Here is a 20,288-nt window from a genome sequence, read left to right as displayed (position 1 = left end):
ACAGCTTCCCTTATTCAATTATGGACGCAACAAAATCAGGCTGCGGTATCTTATCATAAATGACTGGAAGCTTAATCTGGGCAATGGAAATGCTGCCACCTGTTTTTTCCGCATACAAAGCCTCCTGCCACCCTTTTTCCATAACCAGAATCCGGGGAGCGAAAAGTAGCTCCTGCCTGCGTTTGGCAATGTAGACAATTCCTTCGCTGAAAATTGCATCAAGCTCGGCAGCAAATGCTTCTGAAGGAGCGGTGTCGCCGTCAAGCTCCATGCAGATGTCGTATCTGCTGTTCTCCACATCAGCCACGGCACAGAAATGCTTGACTGCCACACCGTGCTTCGGGGCCAAACCTTCCACAGCTTCAATCACGCTTTGAGCAGAAAGTTTTTCGCCGCAGATATTGCCCACATCCTTTGTTTTGTTGACAAAGAAGATGTTGGGGGTCTTCCCGGTAAACCCTCGAACTTCAATTATATCCTTCAAATCATAACGGTAAAGACCGGAAAAAGTAGTAATGATGATTTTGTACTGCCTGCCGTCTTCAAGTTCGTGGGCCTGATATATTCTGCCGTCATCATCAAGGGACTCAAATTCATAGAATGCGGCCAGCAAAGCAAGAGTGCCCGCAGGTTCGTCCATCTTCATGGGAATGTTGAACTTGCCCTCACTGGCGCCATAACCGCAATCCTTGTACTGCACCTGTTCGCCGAGGAGAGGCTTTACCCCCTGCACATACCGTCCGACAGAGCCGCCAAGCCAGCAGGTAAACACAGCCAGATCAGGCCAGTATGATACCGGCAGAAACGGCCGTCCTGCTGCAAGCATTGCGCGCAGCTCTTCAGCCCGTTGAGGATTGGGTTCCATGGAAAGGGAATCCAGCAACCCGGAATCAAGATTTACGGAAACACTTAATGTTCCTTGCTCAATATCATTGATAATTTCCTCGGCTTTTTTCTGCGCCATGAGGATAAGTTTTTCCATCCGGCCTGCATTGTTGCCGATAATTGCAGTAACATTCTGTTCAATGGCAAAACGCATCAGGGAATAATCAAGTGTATCCTGATCCTGAATATTCAAGATATCCAAAGGATAGGCAACCTTGCTGCGCAGGGCTGCAGGTGTTTCCATCAAAGTCACACCGGATGCGTATCCAAAGGGAATTCCGCAATCCACCTTCCCAATACCCGCGCTGTTCGAAATGGTAAAAATTTTACCGGCCAGAGCTGCCGGAGTCCCGGAAATAATGACCATGCGCCGTAATTTACTGGTTATGGACTTCGCTTTCTGGCCAAGAAAACTTTCCGGCAGGTATTTGCATTTTCCAGTAGTACCGCTGGTGACAATAAAATATTTGGGCTGTCCGGCGAAAAGCTGGTCCTTTTCCCCCAATTCCATTTTCCGGCTCAGGCTCTTAATATCGTCCCAGCCGGAAACAGGAAGACTTTTCTGAAAGTCTTCAACAGATTCAATTTTGGAGAAACCATATTTTTTACCCAGAGCGGTGTCCTTGTTTTCTTCCAGAATATCACGCAGAAGCTGTTCCTGAACGGCCTGCGGATTCTCACACAATGAAAGATATTTCGGAAAAAGTTCTCTGTCACCCAGCGCGTATATATCTTCTACCAGCATAAGCTGCCTCCATTACCCCTGTTTCCGTTCCTTCAACTGCCGGGCGATACTTTTTAAAATTTCAGCCGGGACATTGATGTCGCAAGCCTTCTCCATCCCCTCAAAACCGGGAATTGAATTAGCCTCACAAACTTTAAAACCGTCTTCGGTAAATAACAAATCGATACCGCCGATATTAAGTTCAAGCACATTGCTGACCCGGACAGCCAGCTCTTCCATTTCCGGAGTCAGGTCGAAAGAATTCACCTGCCCGCCTGCGGAATAATTGGACTTAAACCCGTCCTTGCGGGAATTGCTTCTAATCATTGCGGAAACCGGTTTATGATCAACAATCAGGATACGCACATCGCGTCCGCGGCTTGTTTCGATAAATTCCTGAATCAGGACGTCTTCCTGAATCCCGCCGGCTTCAAACATCTGAACCATGTTATTCAATTGCTTGGCTGAATCAACCAACGCAACACCGTTACCCTTGGACCCACCGATAACCTTGACGACAAGTGGATATCCGAATTCTTTTTCAATCATGTCGGTGTTGCAGGGATAGGAAAGCAGCAATGTCTTGGGAACGGGAATTCCGTGGGCGGACAGGAGTTGCAAGGTTAAAAGCTTGTCCTTGGTCTTTGTGAGAGTAGAAGCTTTGTTTACGCAAAGGACACCTTTGCTTTCCAACTGCCTGAGAAGAGAGACATTATGATAGCTGGCATTGCTGACAAACCCGGCAAGAGCAAAGTCCGGCAACGCAATTTCGGTGCCGTCCACATAAGCGGTCTGCTTATCTGATACCATTATCTCAACTTTCCACGGATCTACTATAGAAATATCAAATCCAGCAGCCTTGGCTGTTTCCTGCAATCTAAGAAGCTCTGTAACAGGCTCCCCAACATATAATACCCAACCGTTCATACGTTTCTCCTGTCAATTGATCACAAACTACACCTTAAATTTACAACACTTTTTGGTTTACACGAGACAACAAGGCATTTCAAGATAACTATCATAAAAAAATATGTTACAAAAAAGTATGTATCGCCTGCCAAAAGGAATGACCTTGCATAACAATCGGACAAAAAGAACCGCATTGAGAGTGGTGAAAGAAATTCTAAAATCTGACTTAAAAAATTCCTGAGACATGGGGAGGCATAATGCAGGTAATCTTTTGCCGACACAGAGGTGGCTTCCTGTAGAAATAAATAGTCCTCCCCCCGGCTTTTCCGGAGAGAGGACTAAATTCACCATGGAAGATTCGAATTTTCCGATTAATACGGTTACAGACTAAAAACAACCGGACATGGAACTAAAATTCTCTTCCAAAATATCAGCTAAAGAACATTTCCAATTTTCATGCATTCCACTAACAGACCCTGACAAAGCCTTTGCACGAGAAAAAAATTCGGGAGGATTCCCTACTGCGAAAAGAGTCGGCAGATGCATATAACTACCTTTCAGCCTTGTTCCCTTTTCATCCAGATGCTTGACAGTCAGCCTGATAATTTCAGATTGAACTTCCACCAGCTCTTCAAGCGTATCGAGAATAAATACCGCAGGAGAAAACCAATCGGTATTTACAGTTGGGGAAAAATCTAAATCCGACTCTGGAAGATGCCCCGCACATGCGGATTCCACGAGAGAACCAGCCAAAACAGCCGAGGCATCCACAATCTTCACATCATGGGGAATTAAGCTATCCCTCTTAAAACAGGCACAGCTTTCAGCGGTCAATGCCAAAGGGAGTTCGGTGCAGCCCAGTACCACCGCCCTGCAGCCCTGCCGCTCACACTCGTCCGTAATAACTTCACAAAGCATTTTTTCAGCTTCCGGGGTGATCTTGGCTGTTTTAATACCGAATCCGGTATCATAAATAGAAGACATTACTTTAACCATGTTCTGTGCCGAAGGACTGACCGCCTGCACACCGTACTGATCAAGAGCGCGGTGATAAAGACCGGAATTAACTAAACTGTCCACTCCGAGCACCAGCACCTTTGTTCCGATCCCGCTCAAAGACTGCGCGGTCTCGTAGATCATATCAACAAACGTCAACGGTAGAGCGGGCATGACCTCACGGAAAAGTTCATGGGCGCTGTTGCAGGCCAGTCCCACCGTGCCGCAGCCAAGAAAATGCATAATTCGTGCTGAATGCTCGGCTGTGGCTTTTTTGCGTAGCTCCGGCTCATCCTCCGGTTTCCACGGCTGTCCAACCTCATGCGGCTTGTATGCCAGCCTTGAATTACCGTAAAAAACATAAGAATTTTGAGCATATCCTGGAACAAACTGGATTTTCTTTGCCAGATCAACCATAGCCTCGTTGCCGAGTCCGCCGATCACTCCGATAACATTTTCAGTGGAAACCATGAGAAAAAATTACCCTTTTTTACAAAATTATAATCGCGCAAAACTTCAGTGCAAAAAAAATTTAACCTTTATTACTTTTTTTGTTAACACCAATACATCCAACTTGAAGAGCAATCAACCCGCAACCCACACACATGATGAGAAAATATCCTGACACCCTCACTGACATTATTGCTGATAGCGGCATGAACCTGAATAATATCAGCAATTTATCCGGCGTATCCAATACATATCTGACCAAACTAAGCAAGAATATGATCAACCATCCGGGCAAGGATAAAATCGCCTCTATCCTGCTGGCCCTGAACCAACGCATCACGGATATAAATGCCGTTCTAGCCGAATACGACTACCAGCCCCTAAACAAACACGACATCCCGGCCATTTTGAACAATAACCGCAAACGCAAAATCGAAGGCCCGCTCATGCCCCACTACGACAGGCTCTATTTCGAGTTGATGCTCGTAGTTCTGGAGCAGATGGGCGGCGCAAAGATAGTTGTCAAAGACCGCCCCAGCGGTATTTACCAGCCTTACCGTTTGTACATGCTCAAAGAATTCCAGCTTGAATTGGACGGCGAGGCCGAAAGATTCCTTTACGAACTGACCGGGAATGTTGTGCGCGAACGACTGCGCCTGTTTGAAGAGAATTGCAGAAACGGGCAGACCATAACCACCTATATGTGCCGGGAATGCTTGAATGAGGCCTTGGACAAAATCATCACCCAAAGCATAGCCGACAACGACATGGGCAAACTGCAGTACTACGCCCAGTACATGGCAAATGCGGCCTCCTGTGCCATTAAATTCCCGGAACAGCACTCCCTGCTCATAACTGACCGCTGCTCTATATTTGAGTTTCTTATTCAGGATGCCTACGGCAAAAAGCCGGCCCTGAACTTCACCGGAAACACCCGCCATACATTCAACAACCCCTACGACCAGCATAACCTTGAAGGATTCTCCACCAGTGCTCCGGCTCTGCTAAAACTATTCAACACAGAAGTCGAAATGTGTAAAAAAGCAGTTACCCCGGAAAACTCCCCTGCCCGCCCGGAAGCATTCAGCAATTACGTTTCCGAGAAGTTCTCCCGCTGGAAAGTAGGGCACATCTTCGAAGAAGCCATGGATGAACTGATGTCTACACCGGATTTCAAGCTTTTCTAAAAAGTGTAAATGTCGCTTAAAATGCTGTAATAATAGACTTGCCGGATGTGGTTTAATTTTTTTTTAAACCATATGACGTCTTTTTGTTTGACTAAAGCGCAACTTTTTTACTAATTTGACATTTCAGTCACTTCAAAAGAATTACGAGACCACCTCAAATGGAACAAATTGCCAAAAATGAAATTTTGAAGATACGCAATCTTCAAACCTACTTTTTCTCTTCCGACGGCACAGCCAAAGCAGTAGACGGCGCCACATTCTCCCTCAGAAAAGGAAAGGTCCTTGGGGTTGTTGGTGAATCCGGTTGCGGGAAAAGCGTCACCGCACAATCGGTTATGAGACTGGTACCCAGCCCTCCCGGTAAAATCGTCGGTGGCGAAATCATGTTTGACGGACAGGACCTGACCAAACTGAGCATGGCTGAAATGCGCCATATCAGGGGCAACAGGATTTCCATGATCTTCCAGGAGCCCATGACCTCCCTCAACCCGGTATTCACCATCGGCGACCAGCTTTCAGAAATGTTCATCCTGCATAGGAATATGAACAAAAAAGAAGCACGGGACGCATCTACTGAAATGCTGGCCAAAGTCCAGATTCCAGCCCCGGAAGCAAGGATAGGTGAATACCCGCACCAGCTTTCCGGCGGTATGCGCCAGCGGGTCATGATTGCCATGGCCCTGTCCTGCGATCCGGAAGTACTCATTGCCGACGAACCGACCACAGCACTGGACGTGACCGTTCAGGCCCAGATTCTGGACTTGATCATTAAATTAAAAGACGACTTCGGCACCGCAGTGGAAATGATCACCCACGACCTCGGCGTTATTGCCGAAACAGCTGATTCCATCGTGGTTATGTATGCGGGCAAGGTGGTAGAACAGGCCGATACCATAGAACTTTTTGAAAACACCCTGCATCCATACACAAGAGGGCTGCTCAACTCCACTCCGGTTCTGGGCCGCCGCACCGCAGGCAAATTTGAACGGCTTAATGAAATCAAAGGGATGGTCCCCAGCCTCTACAACCTTCCAAAGGGCTGCAAGTTCTGTGAACGCTGCCCGGAGGCCATGCCTATCTGCAGTCAGAAAGAACCGGAACTAACTGAAATCAACGCTAGCCACGCGGTTCGCTGCTGGCTGCATATCCCCCACTAGCCTATGTCTGAATTTTTATTGCAAGCAGAGGACCTCAAGGTCCACTTCCCCATCAGAAAAGGAATCCTCTCCCGCGTTCAAGGCTATGTCTACGCGGTGGACGGCATTGATATAGAACTGCGTAAAGGGGAAACTCTGGGCATCGTCGGTGAATCCGGCTGCGGTAAGTCCACTGCCGGACTGGCCATGATGCGCCTCATCGAACCCACTTTTGGTACCGTGCGCTGGCAGGGACGCGACATGGGCGAGATGTCTGCCAAGGAGATGCGAGCCTTGCGCCGGGAAATGCAGCTCATCTTTCAGGACCCATACTCTTCGCTCAACCCGCGCATGAACGTGAACCAGATTCTCTCAAACCCCATGGACGTGCACGGCATGTACAAGGGCAGCGAACGCGCTGACAGGCTTGCCTTCCTGCTTAAAACAGTAGGCATGAACCCGGATCAGGGTATGCGCTACCCGCACGAATTCTCCGGCGGGCAAAGACAGCGTCTGGGCATTGCCCGCGCACTGGCCCTGAACCCATCGGTGATCATCGGTGACGAACCTGTTTCCGCCCTTGATGTATCCATTCAGGCCCAGATCATCAACCTGCTCATGGACCTGAAAAAGCAGTTCGACCTTTCCCTGCTCATTATTTCCCACGACCTCGCAGTTGTGGAATACATCTGTGACCGCATTGTGGTCATGTATCTGGGTAAAGTTGTGGAGACCGGTTCCTACACCGACATCTACAGCAACCCCAAGCATCCCTACACGCAGGCACTGCTATCTGCCGTTCCGGTCCCGGACCCGCGCCGGACCAAAAACAGGCAAATCCTGACCGGGGATGTTCCCAGCCCTATCAATCCCCCTTCCGGCTGCAGGTTCCATACCCGCTGCCCGAAAGCGATGGATATATGTTCACAGGAAACACCCGTTGCCACGAACTTCGGTGAGGGGCATCAGGCTTCATGCCACTTGTACTAAGCGGCATGAAAAAAGATAAACTTATTCTGGAGGTAGACCCCATGAAACGTTTGGCTGTTGTTGCGGCTCTCGTCGCAATGCTCACACTGCCCTCCCTTGCCATGGCCAAGGCTGACCTGACCATTGCAACGGACGCTCCGCCCCTATCCATGAACCCGCAGGCGCACTCTTCCGACGCCAACTTCTCTTACATGTCCAACTTCTTCGATGGCCTGCTCCAGCGCAAGAACGGCAAACTCGTTCCCGCTCTGGCAACAGAATGGAAGCGTATCGACGCCAACACATGGGAATTCAAACTGCGCAAGGGTGTAAAATTCCACAACGGCAATGATTTTAACGCAGATGACGTTGTCTTCACCTTCGAACGCATGAAGAACTCCAAGTACTCCAAGCTGCTTAACTTCGGTAACGCCATCGCATCCATGGAAACCCCGGACAAGTACACAGTAATTTTCAAAACCGTAAAGCCTGTACCCTGGTTCGCAGAAACCATGCACCAGAACTTCATCGTAGACAAAGAATCTTCCCTCAAACGTGATGATGGCGACTACAACACCAAGCCTATCGGAACAGGTGCCTACATCTTTGATGAGTGGGTTAAAGGTTCATACCTGCGCATGCATGCCAACCCCGACTACTGGGAAGGCGCACCTAAATACAAAACCATTGAAATGCGTCCCATCGTTGAAGAAGCAACCCGTTTCGCCGCTCTGGCAGGCAAGCAGGTAGATCTGGTCAACGGTGTACCCCTGACTCTGGCAGACCGCATTGCCAAAATGCCTACCGTTGAAATGATCCAGCGTCCCGCTCGCCGCTGCATCTTCCTCTCCATCGGCAACAAACCCGGCACTCCCTACGCTGACATACGCGTACGTCAGGCCATTGCCCTTGCAATCAATGAAGATGAAATCATTGAAAAAGTAATGCACGGACAGGCAACCAAAGCTCATCAGATTCCCGATGCAGCCACCGTGGGTTACGACGCATCCATTAAACGTCTTGAGTATAATCCTGAAAAAGCCAAACAGCTTCTGGCTGAAGCCGGCTACAAAGACGGCTTTGAAATCACCATCGCCGGTCCCAATGACCGTTACATCAACGATGAAAAAATCTGTGAAGCTGTTGCCAAATACCTCGCCAAGGTCGGCCTGAAGGTCAACCTCGATGTTAAGCCCAAGTCCATCTTCTTCAGCGAACTCACCAGCCAGAAGTATCCCTTCTACCTGATCGGCTGGTTCGACGGCTCCTACGACTTCGGCCGCTCCGCAGAAAAACTGCTCCACACCGTGGACAAGGATAAAGGTATGGGCGGATACAACGGTGCTTCCTACTCCAACCCCGAGCTGGACAAGAAACTCATCGCATCCGCAGATATCGTGGACCGTGCCGAGCGTGAAAAAGCTCTGCAGGAGATCAACCGCATATCTCTCGAAGAGGTATCCACCATTCCCCTGCATTACCAGCAGGACATGTACGCCGTGATCAAGGGCAAGGGCATCAAGTTCACCCCGCGCCCCGACCGCTGGATCACTGTTAAGGAAATTCAGTAACAACTAAAAATCAGGGGCCGCTCCGGCGGCCCCGTTAAAGACATCATGGCATCATATATTTTTCGAAGATTATTACAGGGAGGGCTGGTACTGCTCGCCGTCTCCTTCGTGTGCTTCTGCCTCTTCCGCTACACCGGCGACCCGGTACTCATGCTGGCAGGCAAATACGCCACTCAGGCTGAACAGGAGCAGGTCCGTAAAGACTACGGTCTGGATCAGCCCACCCACATTCAATATGTAAAATTTCTCGGCGGAGCTCTAAAAGGCGACTTCGGTAAGTCCTACGTAAGTCAGGTTGACGCGCTGGACGCCATCCTTGAACGTTTTCCCGCCACCTTTGAACTGGCCCTTGCGGCCATCATCATATCATTCACTGTCGGGGTCGGCTTAGGAATTGTGGTTTCCATATGGCCCAGTGGATTTACAGCCCGAATGATTATGTCCGGATCACTAATGGGGATCTCCATACCCACATTTCTGATCGGCATCCTGCTGGTCATGGTCTTTTCAGTATATCTGGATATCCTGCCCCCCTTCGGGCGCGGGGAAACGGTCATGGTCGGAGACTGGCGTACCGGGTTGCTCACATGGGACGGAATCAAACACATTATCCTGCCCGCGCTGACCCTTTCCGGCTACCAGCTGGCGGTCATGCTGCGCCTTACCCGTGCCGGCATGCGCGAAGTCATGGGCGAAGAATATATCAAGACCGCATGGGCCAAGGGACTTTCCCCCTTCAAGGTCATCATGAAGCATGCCCTTCGCAACGTCATGATTCCGGTTGTGACCATTGCCGGACTCTCTTTTGGTGAGCTTATCGCATTTTCCATCGTAACCGAGACCATCTTCCAGTGGCCGGGTATGGGCAACCTGCTGCTCACTTCCATTTTTGAGACTGACCAGCCCATCATTGTTACCTACATCATGCTGGCCTCATTCATAATCCTGTTCATCAACATCATGGTCGACATGCTCTACGCAGTGCTCAACCCCAAAATTCGCTACGATTAGGAAATATAATGAACAGACCACTTTTAAAAAAACGCATTAACAGCTTCAAAAAAGACAAGCCCGCCATTATCGGGGCGACCATCCTGCTGACCTTCATCATTGCCGGGATATTCGCCCCCCTGCTGGCCCCCATGAACCCGTACGACCTGAGTTCACTGGACCTCGGCAACATGCTTAAAATGCCCATCTGGATGGACGGGGGTTCACTTTCCTTTCCTCTGGGTACCGATGATCAGGGACGCGGAATCCTTTCCACCATCCTTTACGGTATGCGCACCTCGCTCATCGTTGGCGGGTCCGTAGTTGCCATTGCCGGAAGCTTCGGCGTTGTCATGGGTATGATCGGCGCATACTATGGCGGCCTCATCGACTCTTTTGTCATGCGCTGTGCCGATACCGTGTTCTCCTTCTCCACCACCCTGCTGGCCGTGCTGCTGCTGGGAGTTTTCGAGACCAGAGGCATAGGAACCGTAATTTTCGCAATCTGTATTGCCGACTGGGTCAAGTATGCCCGTACCATCCGCGGCAGTGTGCTGGAAATAAAGAACAACCCCTACGTCATGGCCGCCAAGGCCTCCGGGGCCAAGGATTTCCGCATCCTCTTCCAGCATATCCTGCCCAACGCCCTGCCGCCGATATTCGTTGTCATGGCTGTTGACCTCGCGGTTGTCATCATGCTTGAAGCAACACTGAGCTTCCTCGGCGTAGGTGTGCCGCTGACCGAGCCTTCCCTCGGCATGATGATCGCCATCGGCAAAAACTACATCTATGCCGGAATGTGGTGGATGACTCTCTTCCCCGCATCTGCGCTGATCCTGCTGGTTGTCGGCATCAACCTCTTCGCCGACTGGCTTAGAGATGAGATGAACCCGAAACTGGCAAGATAAACTTGATGCGCTATCGCTCTTTTATTCAAGGCTTTCGCTTAATAAAGCGGTAAGAGGAGCCCTTTTAAAAAAAGGTCTCTGGACTTTCCTAAAACTTTTAATCTGCTTCGCGTACCGAACTCCCATTATCGAGTTGATATACGAAACTGTGCAATCCTAGTGGAGTAGACAAATGACAGAACAACAAACTTACGACAATTTTCTGAAGGATTTTGAAAAAATCATCAACACAGACAGTGCCAGTGAAAATCTGGACGGTGTTGCTGAAGTTGCCGAATTCCTGAAAGCTAAATTCGATACACTTGGCCTCGAAGCTGAGATCACCCGTGAAGGCGAACGCGGCGTTCCCTGTTTGAAAGCCTGCACCGCCAGCAAAAACGGACGCTACGATTTCATGTTCATCGGGCACATGGACACTGTTTTCCCCACCGGGGAAGCTGCCAAACGTCCTTTTAAGATTGAAGATGGCCGGGCCTTGGGACCGGGTACCAATGACATGAAAGGTGGCCTGCTGGTAGCCCTCTACGCCATTGAAAAGCTCAAGAATGAAGGAAATCTGGATAAGGTTGCCATCTGCGTGGCTTTTAACGGAGATGAAGAAATCGGCTCCGAGAACTCCCGTGCATGGATCGAGAAAAACGCTGCCAATTGCGACCACGTTTTTGTTTTTGAACCATGCCGTCCAGATTACCGCCACGTCATGCACCGCAAGGGCGGCGGAGTTGTGCACATCACTGCAAGCGGAATTTCCGCCCACTCCGGAGCCAACCCCGAACGCGGTGCCAACGCGCTGGTGGAACTGGCTGGACACATATCTGCAATCCACGCCCTCAATGATATGGATAATGCCATCACCGCCCAGAGCAACATCATTAGAAGTGGTGAAAAACACAACATCATCCCTGACAATGCTGAACTGGTAGTAGACGTACGGGTTGGGACAATTGAGGAAGCTGCCTTTGCTGAAAAATTCTTCGCAAAGCTTCCTGAAACCAATTATGTAGAAGGTGCATCTATTTCAATCTCAGGTGGAGTAGACCGTCCACCCATGGAACCTACTGACAAAACTATGGAAATGTGGGAAATCCTGCACGGAGAAGCCGCTAAAATTGGAATTGATTCCGCATACATTTCCACAGGGGGCTGCTCCGACGGCAACTGGACTGCAGCCATGGGTATTCCAACCATCGACGGCATGGGGCCCGTAGGGGAAAATTCTCATCGTGAAGATGAATACATGGAACTGGATAGCATCCTGCCCATGATTTCCATTGTTGCAAACACTACATTGAAACTTGCTTCGAAAAACTGATTCGTATTTTAGACGTGGAGCCACAAGGGAATTAAGCGTTCCCACCCCTGCTTTGATCCACTTCTTGATATTTGGCTCTATTAAACCACCACTTCTGTTTGCCACAAAAAAGCCGCTTCTGTTTTAAACTGTATTTCAAGTCTAAAACAGAAGCGGCTTTAATATATGTCTTTATTTATTTCAAGGTGACCGTACTTGTTGTTCGGCTGTAGTTCTTACTTAGTCACCTGTCACTGAATTTTGTACTCACGATACCGCATGGCCCTGAATTTGCCAAAGGCCGCCCGGGCAAGGCGAGCAAGTAGAAGCGCACCAATGAGCAAGGCCACAAACAGGCGGCCTTGTGAAACAGACTCAGCAGTCAGCAGGTATTTGATGCGCACAAGAGGGGTGACAAGAAAGAAAACAGTCACAAAAGATCCAAGGATGCCGTACCACCAGAATATCCTGCGTTCACGTTTGGTGTGCGGTGGACTTGCCCCTTTAGCTTCGCTATCGAAACCAAGTCTATCGAAAATTTTGTGTTCCAAAAATTTGAATGATTTGGTTCGCAGATTGGAAATGCCGGTGTAATCTACAAGCATATAGTAGGCGTCCATCTTGATGAACGGGTTGAAATTCATGACCAATCCGAAAAAAGTGAACAGACTGAAGGCAACAAACACATATTTCCAGCCAGAACCTGTGTCGGCATAGTACGCCGCGCCCCACAATCCTGCCCCCAGCAGGGCAAATGAAACCAGAGGACCTCCCATGGAAACCAGAATTCGCTGCCGTTTGTCCGGAAACGTCCACGCCGCGGTTGTGTCGCAATAGAAGATGAACATGGCCAGATAAAACATGATGCCCATCCTCGGAACCTTGCCGCCGTAATGCTTGCAGACTGCTCCGTGCCCAAACTCGTGAAAGGCCACTTGCCCGAGGGTCATAAAGTAAATGGGGATGAGGTACATCGGCCGACTGATGAGGGCTGCTTCCAGTCCGGTGATGATCTCACGAAAATGATCCCATTTACCCCACCAGGGGTACACCCCCGACAGTCCTATGCCCAGCAGCAGAATCAAGCCGGCGAACGAGAATAAGGGACGAGTCGCGGTATGGACCGCCGACACCACCCTGTCCGCATTGGGGATGGTGAAATTCGGGTTGATTATGCGTCGTACAAGGCGTTTGACTTTTGAGTTTTGTGCGGCATCGTCGGGACTGGCCAGCATGTCCAGGCGCTCCAGCTTTTCATAAAGCATGACCAATTGCGCTGGCGACATCAAGCCGACTTTGTCCGCATGTGCCATGTATAGGTCGTGAAATGAGGTTACGCCGTCCATGTTCCGAACAATAAACATCTCGCTTACACCGAGCTTAAGCGCTCCTTGCCCCTTGTCCTGCAGGACGCCGGTGGGAAACTCGGTATCAGGGTCGTTCAAGTGAAGAATAAGTCGCTTGCGGAGTTTGGGAGTGATGGACATGATCCAGGCCTGCATCTCCTTGCCTTCTTCACGTCTGTATTTGACCAGGCGCAGAACATGGTGCCGTCCCCTAACCATAAACCGGACCCGGTCCATGCGCCGCTTGATGAGATGGAGCCACAGTGTGCTGGCATCCAGATCATCCAGCTCGGTGCCCTGATCAGGCACTTCGAAATCCTCAGCTTCATGGGGGTTGAGGGGGATATTTCTGTTGTAACTGATATCCACCACAACGGCCCCGCCTTTGAAGTCCATGTGCAGGTCCACGGAGTCCGTGATGGAGGCTTCGGCCGACAACCGGAACAGTTCTTCGCATGCTTCCATGACTGAACAGGAAAACATCTCTTCAAGTTTGGATGAAAATCCAACCATCCCACCGTAGCGGCGAACGGTATCATGAACAAAATGCAACCATCGCTCATCGGACGGCAGAGTCACTGAGATGTGGTTGTCGGTCATAAATTATGATTCCCAGACGTCGAGCATTCTTTTGATAACTAAATTTTTTCTGGTAGGTTAAAACACCGTCACGTGTGCTCTTCCAAGACACGGGTTGAATGCATTTTCGTCCGCCTCAAGTCGGATCCCACCAAGCATCACAGAAAAGAAAACTCTCGCACGCTCCAGCCGCCAATCGTTCCTCCAACTCGGCAAGATCAGAAGCCTCAAGTGGCTCGGGCAACAGGAAGTACGCATCGGCTTTGCCTTGCTCGAAAACTTCAACATTTACGCCTTCCGGCACTTTAAATCCTTCTTCTGCCAACACCGCTGCCGGGTTGTTCAAAAGTCGTTGCTTGTAGACTTCATCCGCCCACGCCTTACTCACGATTCTGACCCATGCTTTTTTTTGTTCGGTTTTATCTGCCATGGTAGTCTCCTTGTGGAAATGGAATTGAGCTTTTGTATACCTCAAAAGCCGTGCCGTGTGCAAGATCGAGTCCCCAAAGAGGCAATTGAGACAAACTAATTCGCAAAATGGACAGACTTTATTAAATTTGGACAAACTTTATTTTTAGACAAAAAAAGTCAATAAAATCAAATATTTAATCTATTCGACCGTGACCGACTTTGCAAGATTACGAGGCTGATCTACGTCCTTACCAAGGTAATCGGCTGTCTCATAGGCAAAAAGCTGCAAGGCCGGGAGGGCGATGAAGGTGTTCAGCGGACCCCATACTTCTGGCAGGGACCAGCGATGCTCCACATCAAGGTCTACGCCGGGATTGGTCAGGGCTATGATTTCACCGCCACGGGCCTGAACTTCCACAAGGTTTGATTTTACCTTGGGAAATAAATCGTCATTAAGAGCTATGGCAAAAGTCGGAAACTTGGGATCAATGAGTGCTATAGGTCCGTGCTTCATCTCACCGGAGGCATAGCCCTCGGCATGGATGTAGGAGATTTCCTTCAGCTTGAGCGCACCTTCAAGAGCCAGCGGAAAATAAATCCCGCGACCGAGAAAGAAAAAGCTGTTGGCTTCGGAGTACTCGCGGCTGAGCTCCTGTGCCCTGCTGCGCATGGTTGGCAGTTCCGCTTCCAGAACAGAAGGAATACTGCGTATATCCATGACCGCACGGTTGTATGTGGCTAAGTCAATCACGCCTTTTTTCCTGCCCCAGTAAAGAGCCAGCAGCAACAGCGCGGTAAGCTGGCTGCACATGGCCTTGGTGGATGCCACGCTGATTTCTGGTCCGGCCTGAGTGTACATAACATGATCTGACTCACGTGCCACGCTGGAACCGACCACGTTACACAGGCCGATGATGGACAACCCTTTTTCCTTGGCCAGTTTGATTCCGGCAAGGGTATCCGCTGTTTCACCGGACTGGCTGATAGCCAGAGCCACGCCGCCTTCTGGCAGCAGAGGGTCGCGATAACGGAACTCAGAGGCAATCTCTACCTCCACTGGAATCTTGGCCCACTGCTCGATAAGATATTTGCCCCACAGCCCGGCGTGATACGAGGTTCCGCAAGCGATGATATGCAACCTTTCCGGCGGTTCCATACCTTCTACTTCCGGCAGGACAATTTCATTCTTGTCCTGATCAACACGCCCGGCCATGCAGTCGGAAATAACCTTGGGCTGCTCAAAAATTTCCTTGATCATGAAATGTTTAAAGCCACCCTTCTGAGCGGCCTGCACATCCCAGTTAATGGTCTTGATTTCCTTTGCCACCGGCTCAAGGGTTTCGGCATTGAAAACATCCCAGGAAGAAGAAGTGATCTTGACCAGTTCTCCGTCCTCAATGAAGACCACCTCGCGGGTATAAGGCAGGAAAGCGGGAATATCGGAAGCAACAAAATTCTCACCAACACCGACACCCATAACCAGCGGACTGGCAACACGGGCGGCGTAAACCGTGCCCGGTTCATCAATACAAACCACGGCAATGGCGTATGCACCCTCAACCTGTTTCAATGCCCATGAAACAGCCTCAAGCATGGTCGGATTATGTTTACGACCCTCGGCAATGAGGTTGCAGAGCACTTCGGAGTCAGTATCGGAACGGAATTCATAGCCCTTGGCGAGGAGTTCGGTCTTGATTTCCTGATAATTTTCAATGATCCCGTTATGGATCATGGCCATTTTCTTTTCATAGTCCAGATGGGGATGAGCGTTGCGCTCAACTGGTATACCGTGAGTGGCCCAGCGGGTATGACCTACGCCGAAGGTAGAATTGGTCACATTTTTCCGGGCCAGCTTCTCATCAAGGGAGGCCAGCTTGCCTTCGGCACGGACCAGTTCGATCTCCTTGTTCTGCACAGTTGCAACACCGGCAGAATCATAACCTCGGTATTCAAGGCGTCTCAAACCTTCTACAATAAGGGGAACTGCAGGACGATGCCCGGCGTATCCGATAATTCCACACATATATAAATCTCCATTAATGGAATGCGCTTTGCGCTATTTGATAAAAAGAATTTGCCTCCGGCGGCTTAAAACCTTTCATTAGGCTTCGCCGTTTTGATTCGCAGAAGCATCTTTAATTTAAACGGAATTTATTTACTGATTTTCTCTTGAAAATCTGCCCATTGTTCCATGAGCGCGCGCAAGGCCTTGCCACGGTGAGAACGGGCATTCTTGGTTTCGCGGGTCATTTCCGCGGCAACACAATTCAGTTCAGGATCAAAAAATAAAGGATCGTAGCCGAAGCCCTGCTTTCCTGTCAGTTCAAAGGCGATGCGCCCTTCCCATTCACCACGGCTCTGGATACGGATATTGTCCGGTGTTGCAGCAACCATGACGCATACGAAGCGGGCAGTACGCTCTTTCTCTGCAACGCCGTCCAGCTCTTCAAGAAGCTTGGCATTGTTCTTTTCGGGAGTGGCATCCTCACCGCTGTAGCGGGCAGAAAAAACTCCGGGAGCTCCTTTCAGGGCGTCAACTTCAAGCCCGGAATCATCTGCCACAGCCACCAGACCGGTCAGATTAGCTACGGTCTGGGCCTTGATGATGGCATTTTCGAGAAAGGTTTCACCCGGTTCGGGAATTTCCCCAATCTCAGGAAATTGGTCCAGACCTTTGACTTCCAGCCCCAGATCTTTAAAAAGCTCATCAAACTCAGCAATTTTGCCTTTGTTGGTGGTGGCAAGAACAACTGTCTTCAAAACATTCTCCCGTAAATAATATCGCAATTGTGAAATTTAGCTGACAAAAACAACCAAGGACTGCAAAGAGAATTATCCACTTTGCCCGCCGGGACGAAATCGTTTCATTAGAAAACGTGCAATGCATCAACGCAAAAACTCGTTGAGCCGCCTGAGGCATCCCTGTCATGGCTTATGAAATATAGATTGCAAGTGTAATACGCTGTAGAAGCTGTTTAGGCAACCGGAGCTTTACGCAGCAACAAGACCACGCTGGTACCCAGCCCCGGCCGACTGGCTAGTTCAACTTCACCGCCGAACTCTTCCATAATTTTCTTGACCATGGGTAGTCCGAGGCCGTTACCGTTAACCTTGCTGGAATAAAAAGGATCAAATATATGAGTGCGCTGATCATCAGAAATTCCGGGTCCGCTGTCACGAACCTCCAGCCAGACATGCCTTTCGCTTACCCCGCTTGAAATATTAAGCTTTCCGCCTTCGGGCATGGCTTCCATGGAGTTTTTGACCAGATTGATCAAGCATTGACGAATCTGCTCCGCCCCGCCTATCCCTAAAGGATTACTGGGATCAAGGTCCATTTCCACCTCAATTCCCTGCAGCTGGCAGCCCAATGAAAGCAACTGCATGGCATCGGCCGCGATCTTATTGATATCGATATTGTTCTTCTGCACATCCCTTGAGCGCACAAAACTGAGGATACTCTTAAGTAAACAGTCCAGCCGCTGAGCCTCTTCAAGAATGATCTTGATCTTTTCACGTCCGGCAGGATCAATACCTTCATCCTTGATCAACACCTTGGCAAACCCGCCCATTGCCATCAGCGGATTACGGATTTCATGGGCAATGTAAGCGGAAAGCTCTCCCACTGTTGCCATTCGCTCAGACTGCTGCAAACGCTGTTCGATGAGTGTCCGCTCGGTAATGTTCCGGCAGATGACCACCAGTTGAACAACCTTGTCCTTTCCCTCTTCTGTGATGGGATAGACGTAAAGGCGGAAAAAATGAATTTTGCCCAGATCGTCAGTCTCGGAAAACATTAATTCCCCGTTTTCACGGGACATATCCGGGACGTTGATAAATCCGTCTTCCACCGGACACAGCGAGGTAAGTGCATCATAATAATTCAGGGGATTTTCGCCTTGCAGGGCTGCGAAATCCCGCCCGGACCGTTGGACAAAATGGTTGTTGCAATCCAGAATCAGCCCGTTCGAACCGATGATAATTATATCTTCGGGGAACTGGTCCACCACGGACTTGAACAGAGCCTGAGTCTGCATGAGGTTGGCCTTGCAGGCAATCCACAAACGGTCTGTGGCATGCAACCGGAGAAAAAAACGCGCTGCCGGAAGCTCCACAAGAGCAACTTCAAGCGGCAGGGCAATACGCAACTTCCTGACAAGATCCGCTTCACCTGAAAGTTCAAAAACCATTTTTATAGACGGATGGGCGGCAAGCATGGAACCCACATCCGCGTACAGGGGAAAATCATAACCGTCCTGCAGGGGATTACCGGATTCATCGATAAGAACACCGGCCTCAAGCACTATGCCGGCAGCCTCGCGACTGCTTTCGTGCAACAGCAGGGAAAGGACTGAAAGCGCAAAGGATCGTCCTACAACTCCGATGCAGTCTTTTTTTATATCTATAAAATCTTCAAGCATTACTGCTCCGCCCGTTCCCTTTGTTTTTAACACGCCTTCAGGATAAACTATTTTCCATAAAATAGGTAATAAGGAATAGCACAATTTTGCTCTTTGCACTTGCTGGCGAATAGGTTAACGATTGCCGCACAAGAAATCTTGAGCTTTAACAAACATCCGTAAAATATACTGCCAACGGAATTATATCCATATGAACAAAACAAGAATTTATACCATAAGCCTCGGCTGCCCGAAAAACCGGGTCGATACCGAAGTAATGCTCGGCGCCTTCGGCTCCGACATGATTGCCGCCCCCAGCGCGGAAGAAGCCGACCTCATCTTGATCAATACCTGCGGTTTTATCGGTCCAGCTACCGAAGAATCAGTGGACACAATCCTCGAAGCAGCCGATGCCATCAAGGATCTCAACCCGCGCCCGGTACTGGCTGTGGCCGGATGTCTGGTCAGCCGCTACGGGAAGCTGACCGAACAGATGCCGGAAGTGGACCTCTGGCTCTCCACCCGCGAACTGGCCCAATGGCCGGGACTGGCCGCCAAAGCCCTTGCAAGGGAACTGCCTGTGGTTCAGCAAAGGGCCATCAGCACAGGTCCGGCATACGCTTACCTGAAAATAAGTGAAGGCTGCTCACATTCATGCAGGTTCTGCACTATTCCCTCCATCCGCGGTCCTCATGTAAGCCGGGAGCTGGACGGTCTTGTGGACGAAGCGCGCTACATCCTTGAGCAGGGCGTACCGGAACTGGTCGTTGTGGGACAGGATACCACAGCATACGGTTCCGACCTTGACGATAAGGAAACAAACCTGCGTTCCCTGATTGAAAAACTGCTTCCTCTCAAGGGATTGGAATGGCTGCGGCTGATGTATCTCTACCCCGCAGGGCTGACCGACAGCATGCTTTCCTTTCTCGCACAGGCCGGAAAACCGCTGCTGCCGTACTTTGATATTCCCATCCAACACGCTCATCCGGAAGTACTCTTATCCATGGGACGCCCCTTTGCCCGTGACCCGCGCAAGGTTATTGACCGGGTTCGCAAACATATTCCCGAAGCGGTGCTGCGCACCAGCATCATTGTGGGCTATCCCGGTGAAACCGAAGAACATTTCAATACACTGGTTGATTTTGTTAAAGAAACACGATTCCAGAACCTCGGAGTTTTCGCCTACCAGCCGGAAGACGGAACCCCCGCCGGGGAAATGGAGCAGTTGCCTGAAGAGCTGCGGGAAGAGCGCAGACAGCAGCTTATGGAAGTCCAATCGGAAATCAGCAGGGAAATCCTTGAAGAAAATGTCGGCGAAACAATTCAGGTGCTGGTGGAAGAACCGAACGAAGAATGGCCGGGATTATTTAATGGCCGGGTCTGGTTTCAAGCCTCGGAAGTTGACGGCATTACCTACGTCAGCGCGCCTGAGGATGGCATGGAACTCAAGCCGGGCATGATGGTCGAAGCTGAAATAGACAATGTCACCGATTATGATCTGGTGACTCTGGTAAAATAAAAAAAAATCCCAGACTT

General features: G+C 49.9%; 16 protein-coding genes. 8 read left to right on the top strand and 8 right to left on the bottom strand.

The window, feature by feature from the left end; all coding sequences use genetic code 11:
- Nucleotides 1-10: 10 nt before the first annotated feature.
- The 3 genes from ACKU41_RS13295 to ACKU41_RS13285 form a co-directional block, all read right to left on the bottom strand.
- Entirely contained in the window at nt 11-1,630 is a 1,620-nt protein-coding gene (locus ACKU41_RS13295; protein WP_321401449.1) for a GH3 auxin-responsive promoter family protein, read from the bottom strand.
- A 12-nt stretch (nt 1,631-1,642) separates the two neighbouring features.
- Nucleotides 1,643-2,536 (bottom strand): RimK family alpha-L-glutamate ligase, encoded by an 894-nt coding sequence (locus ACKU41_RS13290; protein WP_319777867.1) that lies wholly within the window; start codon nt 2,534-2,536, stop codon nt 1,643-1,645.
- 369 nt (nt 2,537-2,905) lie between these two features.
- Nucleotides 2,906-3,985 carry an aspartate/glutamate racemase family protein gene (locus ACKU41_RS13285; RefSeq protein ID WP_321401447.1) on the bottom strand — a complete coding sequence of 360 codons (1,080 nt, stop codon included), beginning with the start codon at nt 3,983-3,985 and terminating at the stop codon, nt 2,906-2,908.
- Between the two features lie 134 nt (nt 3,986-4,119).
- On the opposite strand from ACKU41_RS13285, the gene ACKU41_RS13280 reads away from it, so the two are divergent.
- The 7 genes from ACKU41_RS13280 (at nt 4,120) to ACKU41_RS13250 (ending at nt 12,037) form a co-directional block, all read left to right on the top strand.
- Nucleotides 4,120-5,151, top strand: coding sequence for a hypothetical protein (locus tag ACKU41_RS13280; RefSeq protein ID WP_321401445.1), 1,032 nt, complete (start codon nt 4,120-4,122; stop codon nt 5,149-5,151).
- 158 nt (nt 5,152-5,309) lie between these two features.
- Nucleotides 5,310-6,308, top strand: coding sequence for an ABC transporter ATP-binding protein (locus ACKU41_RS13275; protein WP_321401443.1), 999 nt, complete (start codon nt 5,310-5,312; stop codon nt 6,306-6,308).
- Between the two features lie 3 nt (nt 6,309-6,311).
- A complete protein-coding gene (locus ACKU41_RS13270; RefSeq protein WP_319777863.1) occupies nt 6,312-7,277 on the top strand; it encodes a dipeptide ABC transporter ATP-binding protein in 966 nt (321 codons plus the stop codon).
- The gene (locus tag ACKU41_RS13265) at nt 7,262-8,827 is read left to right on the top strand and encodes an ABC transporter substrate-binding protein (protein ID WP_319777862.1); all 1,566 of its coding nucleotides are present in this window, start codon (nt 7,262-7,264) and stop codon (nt 8,825-8,827) included. Before ACKU41_RS13270 ends, ACKU41_RS13265 begins: the two co-directional genes overlap by 16 nt.
- A gap of 45 nt (nt 8,828-8,872) precedes the next feature.
- Entirely contained in the window at nt 8,873-9,838 is a 966-nt protein-coding gene (locus tag ACKU41_RS13260) for an ABC transporter permease (RefSeq protein ID WP_319777861.1), read from the top strand.
- Between the two features lie 8 nt (nt 9,839-9,846).
- Nucleotides 9,847-10,725, top strand: a complete 879-nt coding sequence (locus ACKU41_RS13255) for an ABC transporter permease (RefSeq protein ID WP_321401436.1) — start codon at nt 9,847-9,849, stop codon at nt 10,723-10,725.
- A 172-nt stretch (nt 10,726-10,897) separates the two neighbouring features.
- Entirely contained in the window at nt 10,898-12,037 is a 1,140-nt protein-coding gene (locus ACKU41_RS13250; RefSeq protein ID WP_321401435.1) for a M20 family metallopeptidase, read from the top strand.
- 230 nt (nt 12,038-12,267) lie between these two features.
- Here the strand turns inward: ACKU41_RS13250 and ACKU41_RS13245 are convergent, their stop codons facing one another.
- The 5 genes from ACKU41_RS13245 to ACKU41_RS13225 form a co-directional block, all read right to left on the bottom strand.
- A complete protein-coding gene (locus ACKU41_RS13245) occupies nt 12,268-13,962 on the bottom strand; it encodes a M50 family metallopeptidase (RefSeq protein WP_321401433.1) in 1,695 nt (564 codons plus the stop codon).
- A gap of 115 nt (nt 13,963-14,077) precedes the next feature.
- Nucleotides 14,078-14,371, bottom strand: coding sequence for an NHLP leader peptide family RiPP precursor (locus tag ACKU41_RS13240; RefSeq protein WP_319777857.1), 294 nt, complete (start codon nt 14,369-14,371; stop codon nt 14,078-14,080).
- A 180-nt stretch (nt 14,372-14,551) separates the two neighbouring features.
- A complete protein-coding gene (gene glmS / locus ACKU41_RS13235) occupies nt 14,552-16,375 on the bottom strand; it encodes a glutamine--fructose-6-phosphate transaminase (isomerizing) (protein ID WP_319777856.1) in 1,824 nt (607 codons plus the stop codon).
- A 128-nt stretch (nt 16,376-16,503) separates the two neighbouring features.
- Nucleotides 16,504-17,112, bottom strand: coding sequence for an XTP/dITP diphosphatase (locus tag ACKU41_RS13230; protein WP_319777855.1), 609 nt, complete (start codon nt 17,110-17,112; stop codon nt 16,504-16,506).
- A gap of 215 nt (nt 17,113-17,327) precedes the next feature.
- Nucleotides 17,328-18,773, bottom strand: coding sequence for an ATP-binding protein (locus ACKU41_RS13225; RefSeq protein ID WP_321401430.1), 1,446 nt, complete (start codon nt 18,771-18,773; stop codon nt 17,328-17,330).
- 190 nt (nt 18,774-18,963) lie between these two features.
- Between ACKU41_RS13225 and rimO the strand changes: the two genes are divergently transcribed.
- Complete coding sequence (rimO, locus tag ACKU41_RS13220) at nt 18,964-20,271, top strand: 30S ribosomal protein S12 methylthiotransferase RimO (protein WP_321401427.1); 1,308 nt, start codon at nt 18,964-18,966, stop codon at nt 20,269-20,271.
- The last annotated feature ends 17 nt before the right edge of the window (nt 20,272-20,288 follow it).

Source organism: Maridesulfovibrio sp. (assembly GCF_963678865.1).
Lineage (GTDB): Bacteria > Desulfobacterota > Desulfovibrionia > Desulfovibrionales > Desulfovibrionaceae > Maridesulfovibrio.
Note: the sequence above shows the minus strand (reverse complement) of the source record. Positions and strands in the feature narration are given on the sequence as shown.

What these genes read in the sequence shown, in the direction of transcription:
- ACKU41_RS13295 (WP_321401449.1), bottom strand. Translation starts at nt 1,630, where the DNA reads ATGCTGGTAGAAGATATATACGCGCTGGGTGACAGAGAACTTTTTCCG.
- ACKU41_RS13290 (WP_319777867.1), bottom strand. Translation starts at nt 2,536, where the DNA reads ATGAACGGTTGGGTATTATATGTTGGGGAGCCTGTTACAGAGCTTCTT.
- ACKU41_RS13285 (WP_321401447.1), bottom strand. Translation starts at nt 3,985, where the DNA reads ATGGTTTCCACTGAAAATGTTATCGGAGTGATCGGCGGACTCGGCAAC.
- ACKU41_RS13280 (WP_321401445.1), top strand. Translation starts at nt 4,120, where the DNA reads ATGATGAGAAAATATCCTGACACCCTCACTGACATTATTGCTGATAGC.
- ACKU41_RS13275 (WP_321401443.1), top strand. Translation starts at nt 5,310, where the DNA reads ATGGAACAAATTGCCAAAAATGAAATTTTGAAGATACGCAATCTTCAA.
- ACKU41_RS13270 (WP_319777863.1), top strand. Translation starts at nt 6,312, where the DNA reads ATGTCTGAATTTTTATTGCAAGCAGAGGACCTCAAGGTCCACTTCCCC.
- ACKU41_RS13265 (WP_319777862.1), top strand. Translation starts at nt 7,262, where the DNA reads ATGCCACTTGTACTAAGCGGCATGAAAAAAGATAAACTTATTCTGGAG.
- ACKU41_RS13260 (WP_319777861.1), top strand. Translation starts at nt 8,873, where the DNA reads ATGGCATCATATATTTTTCGAAGATTATTACAGGGAGGGCTGGTACTG.
- ACKU41_RS13255 (WP_321401436.1), top strand. Translation starts at nt 9,847, where the DNA reads ATGAACAGACCACTTTTAAAAAAACGCATTAACAGCTTCAAAAAAGAC.
- ACKU41_RS13250 (WP_321401435.1), top strand. Translation starts at nt 10,898, where the DNA reads ATGACAGAACAACAAACTTACGACAATTTTCTGAAGGATTTTGAAAAA.
- ACKU41_RS13245 (WP_321401433.1), bottom strand. Translation starts at nt 13,962, where the DNA reads ATGACCGACAACCACATCTCAGTGACTCTGCCGTCCGATGAGCGATGG.
- ACKU41_RS13240 (WP_319777857.1), bottom strand. Translation starts at nt 14,371, where the DNA reads ATGGCAGATAAAACCGAACAAAAAAAAGCATGGGTCAGAATCGTGAGT.
- glmS (WP_319777856.1), bottom strand. Translation starts at nt 16,375, where the DNA reads ATGTGTGGAATTATCGGATACGCCGGGCATCGTCCTGCAGTTCCCCTT.
- ACKU41_RS13225 (WP_321401430.1), bottom strand. Translation starts at nt 18,773, where the DNA reads ATGCTTGAAGATTTTATAGATATAAAAAAAGACTGCATCGGAGTTGTA.
- rimO (WP_321401427.1), top strand. Translation starts at nt 18,964, where the DNA reads ATGAACAAAACAAGAATTTATACCATAAGCCTCGGCTGCCCGAAAAAC.